Here is a 14,947-nt window from a genome sequence, read left to right on the forward strand (position 1 = left end):
GCCCGCCTTCGCTCTTGTACGAGGGTGCACGGCGGGCACCCGCAGGTGCGGAAGACTGATCACGCAGACACGCAACCGACGAGGAGGCCGGTGCATGACACGCCCGATCACGGCAGGGGTCGACGGTACGGAGGAGAGCCACGCCGCTCTCGACTGGGCGGCCCGGGAAGCGGTGCGCCGACGGCTGCCGCTGCGGGTGGTGCATGCCTGGCGGTACGAGGCGTACGAGGCGGCCGGTGGTGACCGGGAGACCCAGCGCGGGTGGGTGTCGGACGGGGTGAGCGAGTCGGTGCGGACCGTCACCGGGCGGTATCCGGAGCTCGCGGTGAGCGTCGACGTCGTGGAGGGCGGCGCGGTCGAGGTGCTCGTGGCCGCGGCCGCCGGGGCCGAGCTGCTGGCGCTGGGCTCGCGCGGGCACGGCAGGGTCGTCGGATTCCTCCTTGGATCCGTCGGCCAGCAGGTGATCGCCGAGGCCGCCCGGCCCGTGGTCCTGGTGCGGGCCGGGGACCGCCCCGCGGCCGAGGCCGCCGGGCGCGAGGTCGTCGTCGGCCAGCAGGGCGGCGCGGAGGACAGCGCGGCCGCGCTGGAGTTCGCGTTCGAGACGGCGGCGGCCCGGGGCGCGACGGTCCGGGTGGTGCGGGCCTGGACCCTGCCGCCGGTCTTCGCCTACAGCCCGGGCTCCCTGAAACTGCTGGACGAGTCCGGGGGCATGGAGCCCTTCGAGAAGAAGGCGCTGTCCGAGGCGGTACGGCCGCTGCGCGAGCGGTTCCCGGACGTGCCGGTCGCCGAGCACGTGGAGATGGGCAGTGCGGGCCAGGTGCTGCTGTCGGTGGCCGGCCGCGCCCAGCTGATGGTCGTCGGGCGGCGCGCCCACCGCACGGCGGTCGGCGCGCGCATCGGGTCGGTCGCGCACGGGGTGCTGCACCACGCCGAGTGCCCGGTGGCCGTGGTCCCGCACGACTGACCCGCGGCCCGCCCGCCCCGCTCACTCCGGGGTGACCGGCTCCAGGGTCTCCCGCGCCTTGGGCAGCACGTTCTCGATGTAGTCCTCGACCGCGTTGTCCAGGCCTATGTCGTGCTGCGCGTGCTCGGACAGGTACCAGCGGTGCTCCAGCAGCTCGTGGTAGATCTCCGCCGGGTCCATGGAACCGCGCAGCTCCAGCGGTACGGCCCGCACGGTGGGGCGGAAGACGTCCCGCACCCAGCGGTGGGCCAGGACCTCGGGGCGGGCGGCGAGGGGGTCGCCCGGGGCGTAGTCGTCCTGGGTGGCCATCCAGCTCTCCAGGTCGTTGAGCAGCCGCCGCGCCTGGTTCTCCTCGGCGTCCAGGCCGGTCAGCCGCAGCAGCTGGCGCTGGTGGTGGCCGGCGTCGACGACCTTCGGCACGAAGGTGACCGTGTCGCCGTTGGAGGAGTGCTCGATCTGCATCTCGGCCACGTCGAAACCGAGGTCGTTGAGCCGTCGGATCCGGCGCTCGATGAAGTGGTACTTGCCGGCCGGATACACCGAGGTCCGGGTCAGCTCCTCCCACAGCTCGCCGTACCGGGTGCAGATCTCGAACCCGAACTCGATCGGGTCCAGCGACGGGTGCAGCGCCCCCGACGCCTCCAGGTCGAGCAGCTCCCCGCTGATGTTGACCCGGGCCAGGTCGAGGTCGTAGTCCCGCTGCCCGTTGCTCAGCTGCGGGTGCAGGTCGCCGGTCTCGGCGTCCACCAGGTACGCCGCGTACGCGCCCGCGTCCCGCCGGAACAGGGTGTTGGACAGCGAGCAGTCGCCCCACGCGAACCCGGCCAGGTGCAGGCGCACCAGCAGCACCGCCAGGGCGTCCATGAGGCGGTGCATGGTGGCCGGGCGCATGGTCGTCTCGAACATCGAGCGGTACGGCATCGAGCCGCCCAGGTGCCGGGTGACCAGCACCGACTCCAGCGGTTCGCCGTCCGGGTCGAGCCGGCCGGTGATCACTGCAAGGGGGTCGACCGCGGGGATGCCGAGCCGGTCCAGGTCGCGCAGCAGCTCGTACTCGCGCAGCGCCGGGCGCTCCGCCAGCTCCTTCACCGCGATGACCTCGCTGCCGGCCCGGGCGTAGCGCACCACGTGCCGGGAGATGCCCCGGGGGAGCGGCACGAGGTAGTCCTCGGGCCACTCCTCCAGCGGGACGTCCCAGGGGAGTTCGAGCAGGAGCGCGGGGTGCTCCGGGTTGGTGGCGCTGATCTGCAAGGCCATGGGACGAACCTTAAGGCCGGAGGGTTACGAGGCCTGCTCCCGGGCCCGCTCGGCGGCCGCCCGCACCGGGCCCCGGTGCAGCGGGCCGTGGCCCGGCAGCAGGGCGTCGCCGTCGAGCGCCCCGATCAGTTCCAGCGAGGCGAGGGCGCGGGCCCGCTCGTGGTGGAACATGTCGGGGAGCAGTTGCGGGCCCTGGACGCGGGAGGTGCGGTGGCCGCTGACCAGGGCGTCCCCGGAGATCACGAGTCCGGCTTCGGGCAGGTGGTAGACGGTGTGCCCGTCGGTGTGGCCGGGGGTGTGCACCGGGACCGGGCGGCCCGGCAGGTCGAGGGGGCCGTCGGCGACCGGGAACGACTCGGGCGCCTTGACCGGGTGCTGCTCGGTGCCGCCGACGCGCAGCACGTGCACCAGCCACGGCACCACACCCGGCCGCCAGGCGTTCTTCACCACCTCGCCCACGGACACCTGCTGGAGGAAGTCCCGCCGGGCGTGCGGTACTTCGGCCTCGTGCAGATAGACCGGCGTGCCGTGGGCGTCGCGCAGGTACTCGGCCGAGCCCAGGTGGTCGTTGTGCGCGTGCGTGATCAGGACGGCCGCGACCGCCTCCGGTGAACTGCCCACCTCCGCGAGGGAGTCGAGCAGCCCCTGCCGGTCGCCGGGGTAGCCGGTGTCGACCAGCGTGACGGCGTCGCCGTCCTTGAGGATCACCCAGTTGGTGTGCTGGCCGTGCACCAGATAGGCGCCCTTGCCGACTTCGTGTACCGCTGCCCGCATCATCACTCCGGCTCGCCCGTTCGTGCAGATCGCAACGGGGGACAGCCAACCACATGGGGCGGGGCGCCGACTGGCGAGGACCCTGGTCAGCGCACCCCGTGTGGCCGGAACTGGATGCTGATCCGCGGCCCGGTGGCCCGGGTCGTCTTCGGTACGCAGTGTTCCCAGGTCCGCTGGCAGGAGCCGCCCATCACGATCAGGTCGCCGTGGCCGAGCGGGCGCCGGACCGAGGGGCCGCCGTGCAGCGGGCGCAGCAGGAGGTCACGGGGTGCGCCCACGGAGAGGATCGCGACCATGGTGTCCTCGCGTGCACCCCGGCCGATCCGGTCGCCGTGCCAGGCGACGCTGTCCCGGCCGTCGCGGTAGTAGCAGAGCCCGGCGGTGGCGAACGGCTCGCCCAGTTCCTCGGCGTAGTGCCGGGTGAGCGCCTCGCGGGCCTCGGTGAGGACGGGGTGAGGGAGCGGGTCGGTCGCGCCGTAGAAGGCGAGCAGGCGCGGTACGTCCACGACGTTGTCGTACATCGTGCGGCGCTCGGCATGCCAGGGGACCTCCGCCGCCAGCTGTTCGAACAGTGCGTCGGCGCCGTTCAGCCAGCCGGGCAGCACGTCGATCCAGGCGCCGGAGCCGAGCGCGGTCCGGCCGGTGCCGTCGAGGCTGCCGAGCCGCAGCTCGTCGGTCTGGTCGAACAGGGAGCCCTGGAGGTGCGTGGCCATGGCACCCAGCGTACTCCTTAATCGAAAATGTGTTCCCTTTTGATCTCGGGCTGCGCCGCCCCGGGGTCTTTCGATACGTTCATGTATCCGATACGTTTGTGTATCGAACGGAGGTCGGGACATGGCAGAGGACGGCTCGCACCGGCGGGTGACCCGACGGCGGGTGCAGACCCGCGCCCGGCTGCTCGACGCCGCGTTCACCGTGTTCGCCGCCAAGGGCTTCGGGCGGGTCTCCATCGAGGAGGTCTGCGAGGCCGCCGGGTTCAGCCGGGGCGCCTTCTACTCCAACTTCGCCACCCTCGACGAGCTGTTCTTCGCCCTGTACCGGGAGCGCGCCGCCCTCATCGCCCAGCAGGTCGCCGACGCGCTCGCCGGCGACGGACCCGACCTGGACGTACCGGCCTCCGTGGACCGGGTCACCGACGTACTGCTCCTCGACGTGGACTGGCTGCTGGTGAAGACCGACTTCCTGGTGCACGCCGCCCGGGACCCGGCCGTCGCCGGCGTCCTCCTCGACCACCGGACCCGGCTCCGCCAGGCCATCGCCGACCGGCTCTTCCGGGCCCGCGGCCACACCCCGGTCCCCGCCGTGCTCGGCGACGCCGACGGCGCCGCGCACGCCGTGGTCGCCGCGTACGACGGGGTCACGGTCCAACTGCTCCTCGACAGGGACGTGGACCGGGCCCGGGCCTGGCTCAAGCAACTGCTCACCGCGCTGCTGACCGACGGCAGCACCCACCCCGCACGAACGAACGGCACCACCCACCCCGTATGAGAAGGGCATCAGTCGCCATGGACGCGGACGTCATCGTCGTCGGAGCCGGCCTCGCCGGCCTGGTCGCGGCGCACGAACTCACCAGCAGGGGCAGGCGCGTCGCCCTCGTCGACCAGGAGAACGCCGCCAACCTCGGCGGCCAGGCGTTCTGGTCCTTCGGCGGGCTCTTCCTCGTCGATTCGCCCGAGCAGCGCCGGCTCGGCATCAAGGACTCCCTCGACCTCGCCTGGAACGACTGGCAGGGCAGCGCCCAGTTCGACCGCAAGGACGACGAGGACTCCTGGGCGGTGCGCTGGGCGCGCGCCTACGTCGAGTTCGCGGCCGGGGAGAAGCGGCCCTGGCTGCAGAGCCACGGCATCAGCCTGCTGCCGACCGTCGGCTGGGCCGAGCGCGGCGACCTGCGGGCCGACGGGCACGGCAACTCCGTGCCCCGCTTCCACGTGGCCTGGGGCACCGGCACCGGTGTGGTCGAGCCCTTCGTCCGGTACGCCAAGCAGGCCGCCCGCGACGGACTGCTCACCTTCCACCACCGCCACCAGGTCGACGAACTCGTCATCGAGGACGGCGAGGCGCGCGGCGTACGCGGCACCGTCCTCGCGCCCGACGACTCACCGCGCGGCGTCTCCTCCAACCGCGACCGCATCGGCGACTTCGAACTCACCGCCCAGGCCGTCGTCGTCACCACCGGCGGCATCGGCGCCAACCACGACATCGTCCGCCGCTACTGGCCCGAGCGCCTCGGCACACCGCCGACCGAGATGGTCACCGGCGTCCCCGCCTACGTCGACGGCCGGATGCTCGACATCAGCGCGGGGGCCGGCGTCCGCCTGGTCAACCGCGACCGCATGTGGCACTACACCGAGGGCATCCAGAACTGGAACCCGATCTGGCCCGGCCACGGCATCCGCATCCTGCCCGGCCCGTCCTCCATCTGGCTCGACGCCCTCGGCCGCCGCCTGCCCGACCCCTGCCTGCCGGGCTACGACACTCTCAGCACCCTCAAGCACCTGCGCACCACCGAGGACATCGCCGGGTACGACCACTCCTGGTTCGTCCTCACCCGGAAGATCGTCGAGAAGGAGTTCGCGCTCTCCGGCTCCGAGCAGAACCCCGACATCACCGCCAAGGACCGCAAGGCCGTGCTGCGCGACCGGCTGCTCGGCAAGGGCGCGCCCGGCCCGGTGCAGGCCTTCCTCGACAACGGCGCGGACTTCGTCACCGCGAACTCCCTGGACCAGCTCGTCGAGAAGATGAACGGCCTCACCGACAAGGCGCTCCTCGACGCGGCCGAGGTGCGCCGCCAGATCGTCGCCCGCGACCTCCAGATCAACAACTCGTACAGCAAGGACTCCCAGGTCCAGGGCATCCACAACGCCCGCCGCTACATCGGCGACCGGCTGGGCCGGGTCGCCACCCCGCACCGCATCCTCGACCCGGCCGCCGGACCGCTGATCGGCGTCAAGCTGCACGTCCTCACCCGCAAGACCCTCGGCGGCATCCAGACCGACCTGGACTCCCGCGCCCTCGGCACTGACGGGCAGCCGATCGGCGGCCTCTATGCGGCCGGCGAGGTGGCCGGCTTCGGCGGCGGCGGCGTGCACGGCTACAACGCGCTGGAGGGCACGTTCCTCGGCGGCTGCCTGTTCTCGGGCCGGGCGGCGGGACGCGCGGCGGCGAAGCAGACCGCCTGAGGCGGAAGGAGACCGTCCGAGGCGGAGGAAGACCGCCTAATCGGCCAGGAGCCGCGCCAGCACCGTGGCGTGGCTCTCGTCCGGGGTCTTGGACGCGGTGAGCAGGGTCACCTGGCCCTCGCGCACCGACTTCCGCAGGCCGTCGAGGAGTTCGGCGGCCTCGGGAGCGGCCAGCTCCGCCTCGTAACGACGCACGAACTCCTCGTACGTCCCGCCGGCGTGGAACCAGCGGCGCAGCTCGTCCGACGGCGTCAGCCCCTTCGGCCACTCGTCCACGTGCGCGACCTCCTTGGACAGCCCGCGCGGCCACAGCCGGTCCACCAGCACACGCATCCCGTCGGCCGGCTCGGGCGACTCATAGATCCTGCGGACGCGCACGCTCACGGTCGATGCACCTCTCGGCTCGCTGACGGTGCCGCGAGCGTATGCGGCGGTCCGCCGCACGGGCTGCCGACGCGGCGCAGCTTGACCAGAATGAGGGGGAAACGCGGACACCCGCGCGCCTAGTCTGTGGGCCATTGATCACTGGCCACCCCCCTCAAGGAGCTCATGTGCAGGGCGCAAGCAGACGTACCGCAGTCCTCCGCCGCGAGGCCGTCCTCGCCACCGTCCCGGTCGCCGTGGCGGCCCTGCTGGCCGGCGCCGGAACGGCCTCGGCGAGCACGATCGGCGCCGCCGGCGCGGGCGACCCGTACTTCCCGCTCAGCGGCAACGGCGGGTACCACGTCAGCCACTACGACCTGACGCTGCGCTACGACACCTCTTCCCGGCACCTCGACGGCAAGGCGGTCCTCACCGCCCGCGCCACCCAGAAGCTCACCCGCTTCGACCTCGACCTCAGCGGCCTGAAGGTCACCCGGGTGACCGTCGACGGCCGGACCGCGCGTTTCAGCCGCAGCGGACAGGAACTCGTCGTCACGCCGTCCCGGGCGCTGGCGAAGGGCCGGGACTTCCGCGTCACCGTGGCGTACAACGGCACGCCCAAGCAGGTCACCGACCCCGACGGCTCGGCCGACGGCTGGATCCGCACCGACGACGGCGCGTTCGTCGCCGGGGAGCCGCAGGGCGCGATGACCTGGTTCCCGGCGAACAGCCACCCCAAGGACAAGTCGTCGTACGACTTCACGATCACCGTCCCCAAGGGCCGCACCGCCGTCGCCAACGGCGTCCTCCTCGGGCAGCACACCTCCGGCGACCGCACGACCTTCCGGTGGCGGCAGGCCGAGCCGATGGCCGCGTACCTCGCGACCGCCACGGTCGGCAAGTTCAAGGTGCAGCAGTACACCACCGCGGACGGGATCAAGGTGTACAACGCGGTCGACCCGCGCGAGGCGAGCGGGTCGGCGGCGGTGCTGAAGAAGCTGCCGTCGGTGCTGGAGTGGGAGAGCAAGCTGTTCGGGCCGTACCCGTTCCGCTCCGCCGGGTCGATCGTCGACCACGCGCCGAACGTCGGATACGCGCTGGAGACCCAGGGCCGGCCGATCTACGACTCGGCGCCGGACCTGAGCACGCTCGTGCACGAGAACGCCCACCAGTGGTTCGGCGACTCCGTCTCGCTCACCGCCTGGAAGGACATCTGGCTCAACGAGGGCTTCGCCACGTATGCCGAGTGGCTCTACAGCGAGCAGCACGGGGGCGACAGCGCGCAGAAGACGTTCGACGCGCTGTACGCCAAGCCGGCGAGCAACGAGTTGTGGGCGTACCCGCCGGGGGATCCGGGCAGCGGCAAGAACATCTTCGGCACGCCTGTCTATGCGCGGGGCGCGATGGCGCTGCACGAGCTGCGGAAGGCCGTGGGGGACGCGGTGTTCTTCCGGATTCTGCGGGACTGGGCTTCGCAGCACCGGTACGGGCACGGGACGACCGCGGAGTTCGTGAAGCTCGCGGAGAAGGAGTCGGGGAACGATCTCGGTTCCCTGTTCCAGACGTGGCTGTACAAGAAGGGGAAGCCGTAGCGGTTCGGGTGCCGGCCGGTGGGGGCTGGTCGCGCAGTTCCCCGCGCCCCTGACGGGGCGCTGCCCTAAGGGGCATCAAAAAGCTGACGAGTTTCTTACAAGCGTCGGTCAGGGTCTGTCTCATGATCCATCGCAGAGCCGCCGTCGCCCTCCTCGCCGCCTCCCCCGTCCTGCTCTCCGGGTGCGGGGGTGGCGCCGAGGCCGCGCCGAGTCGGTCGCAGGACGACCGGCCGGTGCCGGTGACGGCTTCCCCCCCACCCGAGAGCAGCAGCCCGCAGCCGAGCGGCATACCCGGGCTCGGACCCAGGACGACGGCCGCGATACCCGAGCGGGCGGAGCAGGTCGTCGTCGCGTCGGGCCGGGGCAAGAACTCCCCGCTCTCCACCGTCGTGCTCTACTCGCGCGACGACGACGTCTGGCAGCCCGGGGCCCGTTGGCCCGCGCACAACGGCAAGGACGGCTGGAGCGAGCACCACATGGCCGGGGACCTGCGCTCGCCCGTCGGGGTGTACGGCCTGACCGATGCCGGGGGTCTGCTCGCCGACCCGGGGAGCCGGCTGCCGTACCACCACTCCTACGGCTTCACCTCGCCCGGTATCGGGTTCGAGGGCGAGTCGCTCGAGGGGGCCTTCGACTACGTGATCGCCATCAACTACAACCGTGAGCCCGGTACTTCACCGCTCGACTGGACCCGGCCGCTGGGCGCGAAGCGCGGCGGTGGCGTGTGGCTGCACGTCGACCACGGCGGTCCGACGCACGCCTGTGTGAGCGTCGCCAAGGCACACATGAAGGAGTTGCTGCGCACCCTCGACCCGGACCGGCATCCGGTGGTCGTCATGGGGCACGCCGACTGGCTCGCACAGTAGACGGCTAGGATTCGAACTTGTGTGTGCGCACGTGCTGGTCGCCGAGGACGACGAGATGCAGGCCGAGCTGATCCGCAGATCGCTGCTCGCAGAAGGGCATACCGCGATCGTGGTCCACGACGGGGCCGCGGCGCTCGACGCGGCCCGGCGGTTCGGGCCCGACCTGGTCGTCCTCGACCTGATGCTCCCGGTGATCGACGGCTTCGGCGTCTGCCGGGTGCTGCGCGGCGGCGACCCGGAGATCCCGGTGCTGATGCTCACGGCCCGCTCCGACGAGGACGACGTGCTGCTCGGCCTGGAGCTGGGCGCCGACGACTACATGACCAAGCCGTACAGCCCGCGCGAGCTGATGGCCCGGATCCGGACGATCCTGCGGCGCAGCGGGCGGGCCGCCGCCGTCCGGGAGGAGGAACCCGCCGTGACCGCCGCCGGGATCAGTGTCGATCCCGTGCGGCACACGGTGCGCTGCGACGGGGAGCCGGTGGAGGTGACCCCGGCCGAGTTCCAGATCCTGCTCGCCATGGCCGGGGAACCGGACCGGGTGTTCAGCCGCCGCCAGTTGCTCCAGTGCACCCGCGGCTTCGACCGGTCCTCCACCGAACGGGCCGTCGACGTCCATGTGATGAACCTGCGCCGGAAGATCGAGGCCGATCCCCGGCGGCCGGTGCGGCTGGTGACCGTGTTCGGCGTCGGCTACAAGCTGAGCGGGGGGCGGCCGTGAGGCCCCGGATACCGTGGCGCAAACGGCTGCTGGTCCGGCTGCTGTTCACCTCGGTGCTGATCGCCCTCTGCTCCGTGGCCGCCACCGCCTGGCTCGCCGTGACGACCACCACCAGCGCGCTGGAGGAGGAACAGGGACAGGATCTCGCCGCCGACAACAAGATCCTGGCCGAGCTCAGCGGATACGCGGCGGACCACCCCGACTGGTCCGGGGTCCAGCACACCGTGCGGGCCCTGGCCGCGAAGACCGGCCGCAGGGTCGCCCTGACCACCGCCGACCGCACGCTGATCGCCGACTCGGCACCCCACGACACCCCGCTGCCGCCGCGGCCCGCGGCCGCCGTGGACCCCCTGCACACCGACACCTACACCGAGTTCGGCGCCCAGCTCAGCGGCATCGACCCGCGTGCGGTGGGCCCGTTCCGGCTGACCGGGCCGGAACGCGAGAAGCTGGACACGGTCGCGAAGAGGGAGCAGGAGTGCCTCGACCACGTGGGGGTCCGGAGCACCGTCCAGCACACTCCGAGCGGGCGGCCCCATGTCGTCGTGGACGAGGCGGCGGACGCCCCCCTCTACATCGAGGCCAAGTGCGGCGAGGCGTTCGGCGAGTCGGCCGCGACGGCGAGCGACGCGCTCGACTTCCCGACCTACACCGAGACGAAGGCCCTCACCGCGCTGACCGGCCTGTCCCGCCCCTGCCTCCAGGCCAAGGACATGGACCTGGGCGGCAAGCTCTCCCTCACCTACGACACCACCGGGCGCAACCCGGTCTCCGGCGGCTTCCTCATCACCAAGAAGGACGCCGGACGATCGATGGACAAGATCGCGAAGAACTGTGTTCTGAACGCGCGGCGCATCCAGCTGGAACCGTACGTCGCCCCGGCCGCCGAACTCTTCCTCGGCATCGGCGACCAGACCGCGCCCCGCTTCGACATGTCCCCGGCCAACAAGGCCAGGATCGTCGGCGCGGCCGGTCTGGTCCTCGCCGTCACGGTCGCCGTCACCGCCGTCGTCGCCATGCGTCTGGTACGGCCGCTGCGCGCGCTCACCGCCGCCGCGCAGCAGCCGCCCGAACTGCACGTCCGGGCACCGGTGCGCACCCGGGACGAGACCGGCCTGCTGGCCGAGGCGTTCAACGACCTCACCGAACGCCGGGAGCGCCTGGAGGAGCAGCGCAGGGCGATGGTCAGCGACATCGCCCACGAACTGCGCAGCCCCCTCACCAATATCCGCGGCTGGCTGGAGGTCACCCGGGACGGCCTGGTCGACCCCGACCCGGCCCTGCTGGCCGCCCTGCACGAGGAGGCGCTGGTCCTCCAGCGGATCATCGACGACCTCCAGGACCTGGCCGCGGCCGACGCCGGCACCCTGCGCGTGCACCGCGAACCGGTGCGCGCCGCCGACCTGATCGAGCAGGTCGCCGCCGCCCACCGGGTCGCCGCCGACGCGGCCGGGGTCACCCTGCTGACCGACACCGACGGCTCCGTCTGGCTCGACGCCGACCCGGTGCGGATGCGGCAGGCCCTCGGCAACCTGGTCTCCAACGCCATCCGGCACACCCCCGACGACGGCACCGTGACACTGTCCGCCCGCCATGACGGCGACGACGCCGTCCTCACCGTCGCCGACACCGGCCCGGGCATCGCCGCCCACGATCTCCCGCACGTCTTCGAGCGGTTCTGGCGCGCGGAGAAGTCCCGCAGCCGACGTACCGGGGGCAGCGGCCTGGGCCTGCCGATCGTGCGCCATCTGCTCGCCGCCCACGACGGCACCGCCGAGGCGCGCAGCGAACCCGGCAAGGGCGCCGAGTTCACCCTGCGGCTGCCGGCCGCACCGGCCCCGGCCGACGTCAGCTGAACCGGCGCGCCGCCCGCTGCCGGCGCCGGGCCAGCAGCCGGCGCTCCGCCTCGGTGGTACCGCCCCAGATGCCGACGGCCTGTCCGGACTCCATCGCCCAGTTCAGACAGGGCTCCTGCACCGGGCAGCGCTCGCAGACCGCTTTCGCGCGTCGTGTCTGGTGCAGTGACGGGCCGGTGGTGCCGATCGGGAAGAAGAGGTCGGGGTCCTCGTTGCGGCACTCGGCGTGGTCTCGCCAGTCGTCCATCGAAGTCACCTGCGATCCAAGTCGATTCTGCCGTACGTGCGTCACTCGGATCCGGGTCACCGGTCCGGGCACGGCTGAAACGGCCAAGTCCCGCAGGATTCACGGGCGGTCACTGCTCGCGCAGGCCCCAGGGGGAGCCGTATTCGGTCAGCAGGTCGAGGAACGGGCGGGCCGGGAACGCCTCCGGGCCGAGGACGCCCGAGCCCGACCACGCACCGGTGGCCAGGAGTTCGAGGGCGACGACCGGGTTGAGGGCCGTCTGCCACACCACGGCCTGACAACCGTACTCCGCCATGGACCACTCGTTGTCGACAACGTGGAAGAGATACACCTCCCGCGGCTGCCCGTCCTTCACCCCGCGCACCCAGGTGCCCGCACAGGTCTTGCCGCGCATGCGCTCGCCCAGCGTCGCCGGGTCGGGCAGCGACGCGGCGACCACGTCCCGGGGCGAGACCGCCACCGGGCCGTCGGCGCCGGGCACGGTCACCGGGGCGGTGCGGTCCAGGCCCAGCAGGTGCAGCGTCTTCAGCGTCTCGATGAACTCCGTCCCGAGCCCGTACTTGAAGGTGACCCGCCGCGCGTCCACCCAGCGCGGCACGAGCAGCACCTCCTCGTGCTCGACGTTCACGCACTCGACCGGCCCGATCCCCTCCGGGAAGTCGAACACCTCGGGCTCGCTGAAGGGGGCAGTGGTGAACCAGCCGCGCTCCTTCTCGTACACGACGGGCGGGTTGAGGCACTCCTCGATGGTGGTCCAGATGCTGAAGGAGGGCGCGAAGTCGTAGCCGTCCACGGTCAGATCGGCGCCGTCGCGGATGCCGATCTCCTCGATCTCGTCGAAGAGCTCGTCGGCCGCGTACCGGGCGAACACGTCGGACAGGCCGGGCTCCACCCCCATGCCCACCAGGGCGAGGACACCCGCCTTCTCCCACTCCCCGGCCGCCGCGAACTGCTCGTCGCCCAGCTTCACCCCGCACTCCTCGTACGGCCGCTCGGGATGCGGCCGGGACAGCGACATCGCCATGTCGAGGTAGCCGGCGCCCGCCGTCCGGGCGGCCCGGAACAGGGGCATCACGAAGCGCGGGTCGGTGGCGTTGAACAGCACGTCGCAGCCGTGCCGGGCCAGCAGCTCGGCCACCGCCGCCTCGTCACCGGCGTCGACGCGCTCGGCCCGGAACCGGTCGTCGCCGACGGCCGCCACCGCCGCCGCGGCGCGGGCCGGGTCGTAGTCGGCGACCACCATCAGGTCGAAGAACGGCCGCCGGGCCGCGATCCGGGTGACGGCGGTGCCCACACCACCGGCTCCCACGAGCAGTACACGCATGCGGGAATCTCCTTCTCGGACAGAGAGCGAGGTCGAGTCTGATACGGGGCGCCTTGGCCGGAATGAAACGCCTGGCCGTCGCGTAAGGTCAATGGCGTTGGCATAAGGACGGCAGGGAGCACGCGATGCCCAAACCGGTCATACCGGAGGATAAGCGCCGTAGGCGCCGCCCCACCCGCAGCGGCACGGTGCTCTCCGAACGGCTGATCGTGCAGACCGCGCTCCGCCTGCTGCGCGAGCACGGCAGCGCGGGCCTGACCGCCCGCCGCCTGGGCCTCGCCCTCGACTGCGACCCCAGCACCCTCTACCGCTACTTCCGGGGCATGGACGACCTGACCCTGGCGATCGGCGACGCTCTCATCGGCGAGGCGCTGGCCGGCTGGACGCCGACGGGGGAGTGGCGGACGGACCTGCGGACGATCGGTCTGCGCATCCACGCGCAGTACGTGGCCCACCCGCAGGCGGCCCTGCTGACGGCGAACCGGGTGACGGGCCGCGCCCATGAACTCGCCGCCGACGAGGCGGTCCTGGACGTCCTCCGCACGGCGGGCTTCTCGCTCCCCGAGACCGTGCGCGTCTACCACGCCTTCATCGACCAGACCCTGGCCTTCGCGGCCCTGGACGCGGCCTCCCTCGCCCTCCCGAAGGACTCCCAGCGCGCCGACGAGGACAAGTGGCACTCGACCTACGCCCGCCTGCCGAGTACCACCCACCCGCGGATCGCGGAGGCGGCCCCGCTCCTGGCGAAGCGCATGGTGACCAGCGCCTATCCGACGGCACTGGAAATGCTCCTGGACAGTGCAGCGCCCCGTCAGGGGCGCGGGGAACTGCGCGACCAGCCCCCACCCACCCGCACTCGCACGACCGCCGGCGGCCCCCCTACGGCTGGCGCAACGCACTCGCCGCCGTCCTGACCACCGCCTCCGCCACCGCCCCCAAAGCCGGCGAATCCAGCTTCCACTGCTGCCAGTACAACGGCACATCCACCCATGAATCCCCACCGATCCGCACCAACTCGCCCCTCCGCAAACGAGGTTCCGCCTGCGACTCCGGCACCATCCCCCACCCCAGCCCGGCCGTCACCGCGTCCACGAACCCCTCCGACGTGGGCACATAGTGCCGTAGCGAACCGGCCCCACTCCGGCCCAGCCGTCGTACGAAGGCGTCCTGGAAATCGTCCCGCCGGTCGAACACGATCACCGGCGCCCCGGCCAGCGCATCCGGCAGCACATCGGTCAGACACCTCGCCGCGAACTCCGGCGCCGCCACCGGCAGGTAGCGCATACGCCCCAGCGCCCGCACCGAACACCCCGGCACCGCGTCCGGCGACGACGTCACCGCCGCCATCACCAGCCCCTCCCGGAGCAGCGCGGCCGTGTGATCCTCGTCCTCCCGCCGTAGTTCGACGTAGACGCCCGGCAGCCCGGTCAGCGCCCGCAGGAACCACGTCGCCAGCGAGTCCGCGTTGACCGCGACCGACACCCGGGTCGGCTCCCCGGCGCCGCTCATGCCCAGCGCGCCGCGCGCGTCCCGCTCCAGCCGCGCCAGCTGCCGGGCGAACCGGACCAGCACCTCACCCGACTCCGTCGGCCGTACCGGCTTGGTGCGCTGGAGCAGGACCCGGCCGGTGCGCTGCTCCAGCGCCTTCACCCGCTGGCTGACCGCCGACGGCGTCACATGCAGGGCCGCGGCCGCCGCGTCGAACGTGCCCTCGTCCACCACCGCCAGCAGTGTCCGCACCTGGTCGAGGGGAAGCTCCACCGTCCTACTCCCGTCTTCAATCCTGCTAAGGGTACGTAAAAAT

The 14,947-nt window shown here is 72.2% G+C and carries 15 protein-coding genes; 8 read left to right on the forward strand and 7 right to left on the reverse strand.

Features of this window, described 5'->3' with window-relative positions; genetic code table 11:
• Positions 1-94: 94 nt before the first annotated feature.
• Positions 95-964 (forward strand): universal stress protein, encoded by an 870-nt coding sequence (locus ACWGKQ_RS27770; protein WP_453294684.1) that lies wholly within the window; start codon positions 95-97, stop codon positions 962-964.
• 21 nt (positions 965-985) lie between these two features.
• Here ACWGKQ_RS27770 and ACWGKQ_RS27775 read toward each other — a convergent pair whose 3' ends face one another.
• The 3 genes from ACWGKQ_RS27775 to ACWGKQ_RS27785 form a co-directional block, all read right to left on the reverse strand.
• Positions 986-2,221 carry a DUF4032 domain-containing protein gene (locus ACWGKQ_RS27775; protein ID WP_453294685.1) on the reverse strand — a complete coding sequence of 412 codons (1,236 nt, stop codon included), beginning with the start codon at positions 2,219-2,221 and terminating at the stop codon, positions 986-988.
• A 24-nt stretch (positions 2,222-2,245) separates the two neighbouring features.
• Positions 2,246-2,995 (reverse strand): MBL fold metallo-hydrolase, encoded by a 750-nt coding sequence (locus tag ACWGKQ_RS27780; RefSeq protein WP_453294686.1) that lies wholly within the window; start codon positions 2,993-2,995, stop codon positions 2,246-2,248.
• Between the two features lie 86 nt (positions 2,996-3,081).
• Positions 3,082-3,708, reverse strand: coding sequence for an alpha-ketoglutarate-dependent dioxygenase AlkB (locus ACWGKQ_RS27785; protein ID WP_453294687.1), 627 nt, complete (start codon positions 3,706-3,708; stop codon positions 3,082-3,084).
• 121 nt (positions 3,709-3,829) lie between these two features.
• On the opposite strand from ACWGKQ_RS27785, the gene ACWGKQ_RS27790 reads away from it, so the two are divergent.
• Positions 3,830-4,483: a TetR/AcrR family transcriptional regulator gene (locus ACWGKQ_RS27790; RefSeq protein WP_453294688.1), complete on the forward strand. Its 654-nt coding sequence runs from the start codon at positions 3,830-3,832 to the stop codon at positions 4,481-4,483.
• A 17-nt stretch (positions 4,484-4,500) separates the two neighbouring features.
• Positions 4,501-6,174, forward strand: coding sequence for an FAD-binding dehydrogenase (locus ACWGKQ_RS27795; RefSeq protein WP_453294719.1), 1,674 nt, complete (start codon positions 4,501-4,503; stop codon positions 6,172-6,174).
• A 36-nt stretch (positions 6,175-6,210) separates the two neighbouring features.
• On the opposite strand, the gene ACWGKQ_RS27800 is transcribed toward ACWGKQ_RS27795, so the two are convergent.
• Positions 6,211-6,558, reverse strand: a complete 348-nt coding sequence (locus tag ACWGKQ_RS27800) for a DUF488 domain-containing protein (protein ID WP_453294689.1) — start codon at positions 6,556-6,558, stop codon at positions 6,211-6,213.
• A gap of 167 nt (positions 6,559-6,725) precedes the next feature.
• Between ACWGKQ_RS27800 and ACWGKQ_RS27805 the strand changes: the two genes are divergently transcribed.
• The 4 genes from ACWGKQ_RS27805 to ACWGKQ_RS27820 all read left to right on the forward strand — a co-directional run bounded on the left by ACWGKQ_RS27805 (position 6,726) and on the right by ACWGKQ_RS27820 (position 11,572).
• On the forward strand, positions 6,726-8,129 hold the full coding sequence (locus ACWGKQ_RS27805) for a M1 family metallopeptidase (protein WP_453294690.1): 1,404 nt from the start codon (positions 6,726-6,728) through the stop codon (positions 8,127-8,129).
• 122 nt (positions 8,130-8,251) lie between these two features.
• Entirely contained in the window at positions 8,252-8,995 is a 744-nt protein-coding gene (locus tag ACWGKQ_RS27810; RefSeq protein WP_453294691.1) for a hypothetical protein, read from the forward strand.
• 19 nt (positions 8,996-9,014) lie between these two features.
• Positions 9,015-9,716: a response regulator transcription factor gene (locus ACWGKQ_RS27815; protein WP_453294692.1), complete on the forward strand. Its 702-nt coding sequence runs from the start codon at positions 9,015-9,017 to the stop codon at positions 9,714-9,716.
• Positions 9,713-11,572, forward strand: a complete 1,860-nt coding sequence (locus tag ACWGKQ_RS27820; RefSeq protein WP_453294693.1) for a HAMP domain-containing sensor histidine kinase — start codon at positions 9,713-9,715, stop codon at positions 11,570-11,572. Before ACWGKQ_RS27815 ends, ACWGKQ_RS27820 begins: the two co-directional genes overlap by 4 nt.
• Here ACWGKQ_RS27820 and ACWGKQ_RS27825 read toward each other — a convergent pair.
• Complete coding sequence (locus tag ACWGKQ_RS27825; protein WP_453294694.1) at positions 11,565-11,819, reverse strand: WhiB family transcriptional regulator; 255 nt, start codon at positions 11,817-11,819, stop codon at positions 11,565-11,567. The genes ACWGKQ_RS27820 and ACWGKQ_RS27825 overlap by 8 nt on opposite strands.
• Before the next feature lie 109 nt (positions 11,820-11,928).
• Positions 11,929-13,143 carry a saccharopine dehydrogenase family protein gene (locus ACWGKQ_RS27830; protein WP_453294695.1) on the reverse strand — a complete coding sequence of 405 codons (1,215 nt, stop codon included), beginning with the start codon at positions 13,141-13,143 and terminating at the stop codon, positions 11,929-11,931.
• 125 nt (positions 13,144-13,268) lie between these two features.
• Between ACWGKQ_RS27830 and ACWGKQ_RS27835 the strand changes: the two genes are divergently transcribed.
• Entirely contained in the window at positions 13,269-14,057 is a 789-nt protein-coding gene (locus ACWGKQ_RS27835; RefSeq protein ID WP_453294696.1) for a TetR/AcrR family transcriptional regulator, read from the forward strand.
• Here the strand turns inward: ACWGKQ_RS27835 and ACWGKQ_RS27840 are convergent.
• Positions 14,023-14,904, reverse strand: a complete 882-nt coding sequence (locus tag ACWGKQ_RS27840; protein ID WP_453294697.1) for a LysR family transcriptional regulator ArgP — start codon at positions 14,902-14,904, stop codon at positions 14,023-14,025. The genes ACWGKQ_RS27835 and ACWGKQ_RS27840 overlap by 35 nt on opposite strands.
• Positions 14,905-14,947: the final 43 nt, after the last annotated feature.

Source organism: Streptomyces sp. NPDC054770 (genome assembly GCF_053611985.1).

What these genes read in the sequence shown, in the direction of transcription:
- ACWGKQ_RS27770 (WP_453294684.1), top strand. Translation starts at nt 95, where the DNA reads ATGACACGCCCGATCACGGCAGGGGTCGACGGTACGGAGGAGAGCCAC.
- ACWGKQ_RS27775 (WP_453294685.1), bottom strand. Translation starts at nt 2,221, where the DNA reads ATGGCCTTGCAGATCAGCGCCACCAACCCGGAGCACCCCGCGCTCCTG.
- ACWGKQ_RS27780 (WP_453294686.1), bottom strand. Translation starts at nt 2,995, where the DNA reads ATGCGGGCAGCGGTACACGAAGTCGGCAAGGGCGCCTATCTGGTGCAC.
- ACWGKQ_RS27785 (WP_453294687.1), bottom strand. Translation starts at nt 3,708, where the DNA reads ATGGCCACGCACCTCCAGGGCTCCCTGTTCGACCAGACCGACGAGCTG.
- ACWGKQ_RS27790 (WP_453294688.1), top strand. Translation starts at nt 3,830, where the DNA reads ATGGCAGAGGACGGCTCGCACCGGCGGGTGACCCGACGGCGGGTGCAG.
- ACWGKQ_RS27795 (WP_453294719.1), top strand. Translation starts at nt 4,501, where the DNA reads ATGGACGCGGACGTCATCGTCGTCGGAGCCGGCCTCGCCGGCCTGGTC.
- ACWGKQ_RS27810 (WP_453294691.1), top strand. Translation starts at nt 8,252, where the DNA reads ATGATCCATCGCAGAGCCGCCGTCGCCCTCCTCGCCGCCTCCCCCGTC.
- ACWGKQ_RS27825 (WP_453294694.1), bottom strand. Translation starts at nt 11,819, where the DNA reads ATGGACGACTGGCGAGACCACGCCGAGTGCCGCAACGAGGACCCCGAC.
- ACWGKQ_RS27830 (WP_453294695.1), bottom strand. Translation starts at nt 13,143, where the DNA reads ATGCGTGTACTGCTCGTGGGAGCCGGTGGTGTGGGCACCGCCGTCACC.
- ACWGKQ_RS27835 (WP_453294696.1), top strand. Translation starts at nt 13,269, where the DNA reads ATGCCCAAACCGGTCATACCGGAGGATAAGCGCCGTAGGCGCCGCCCC.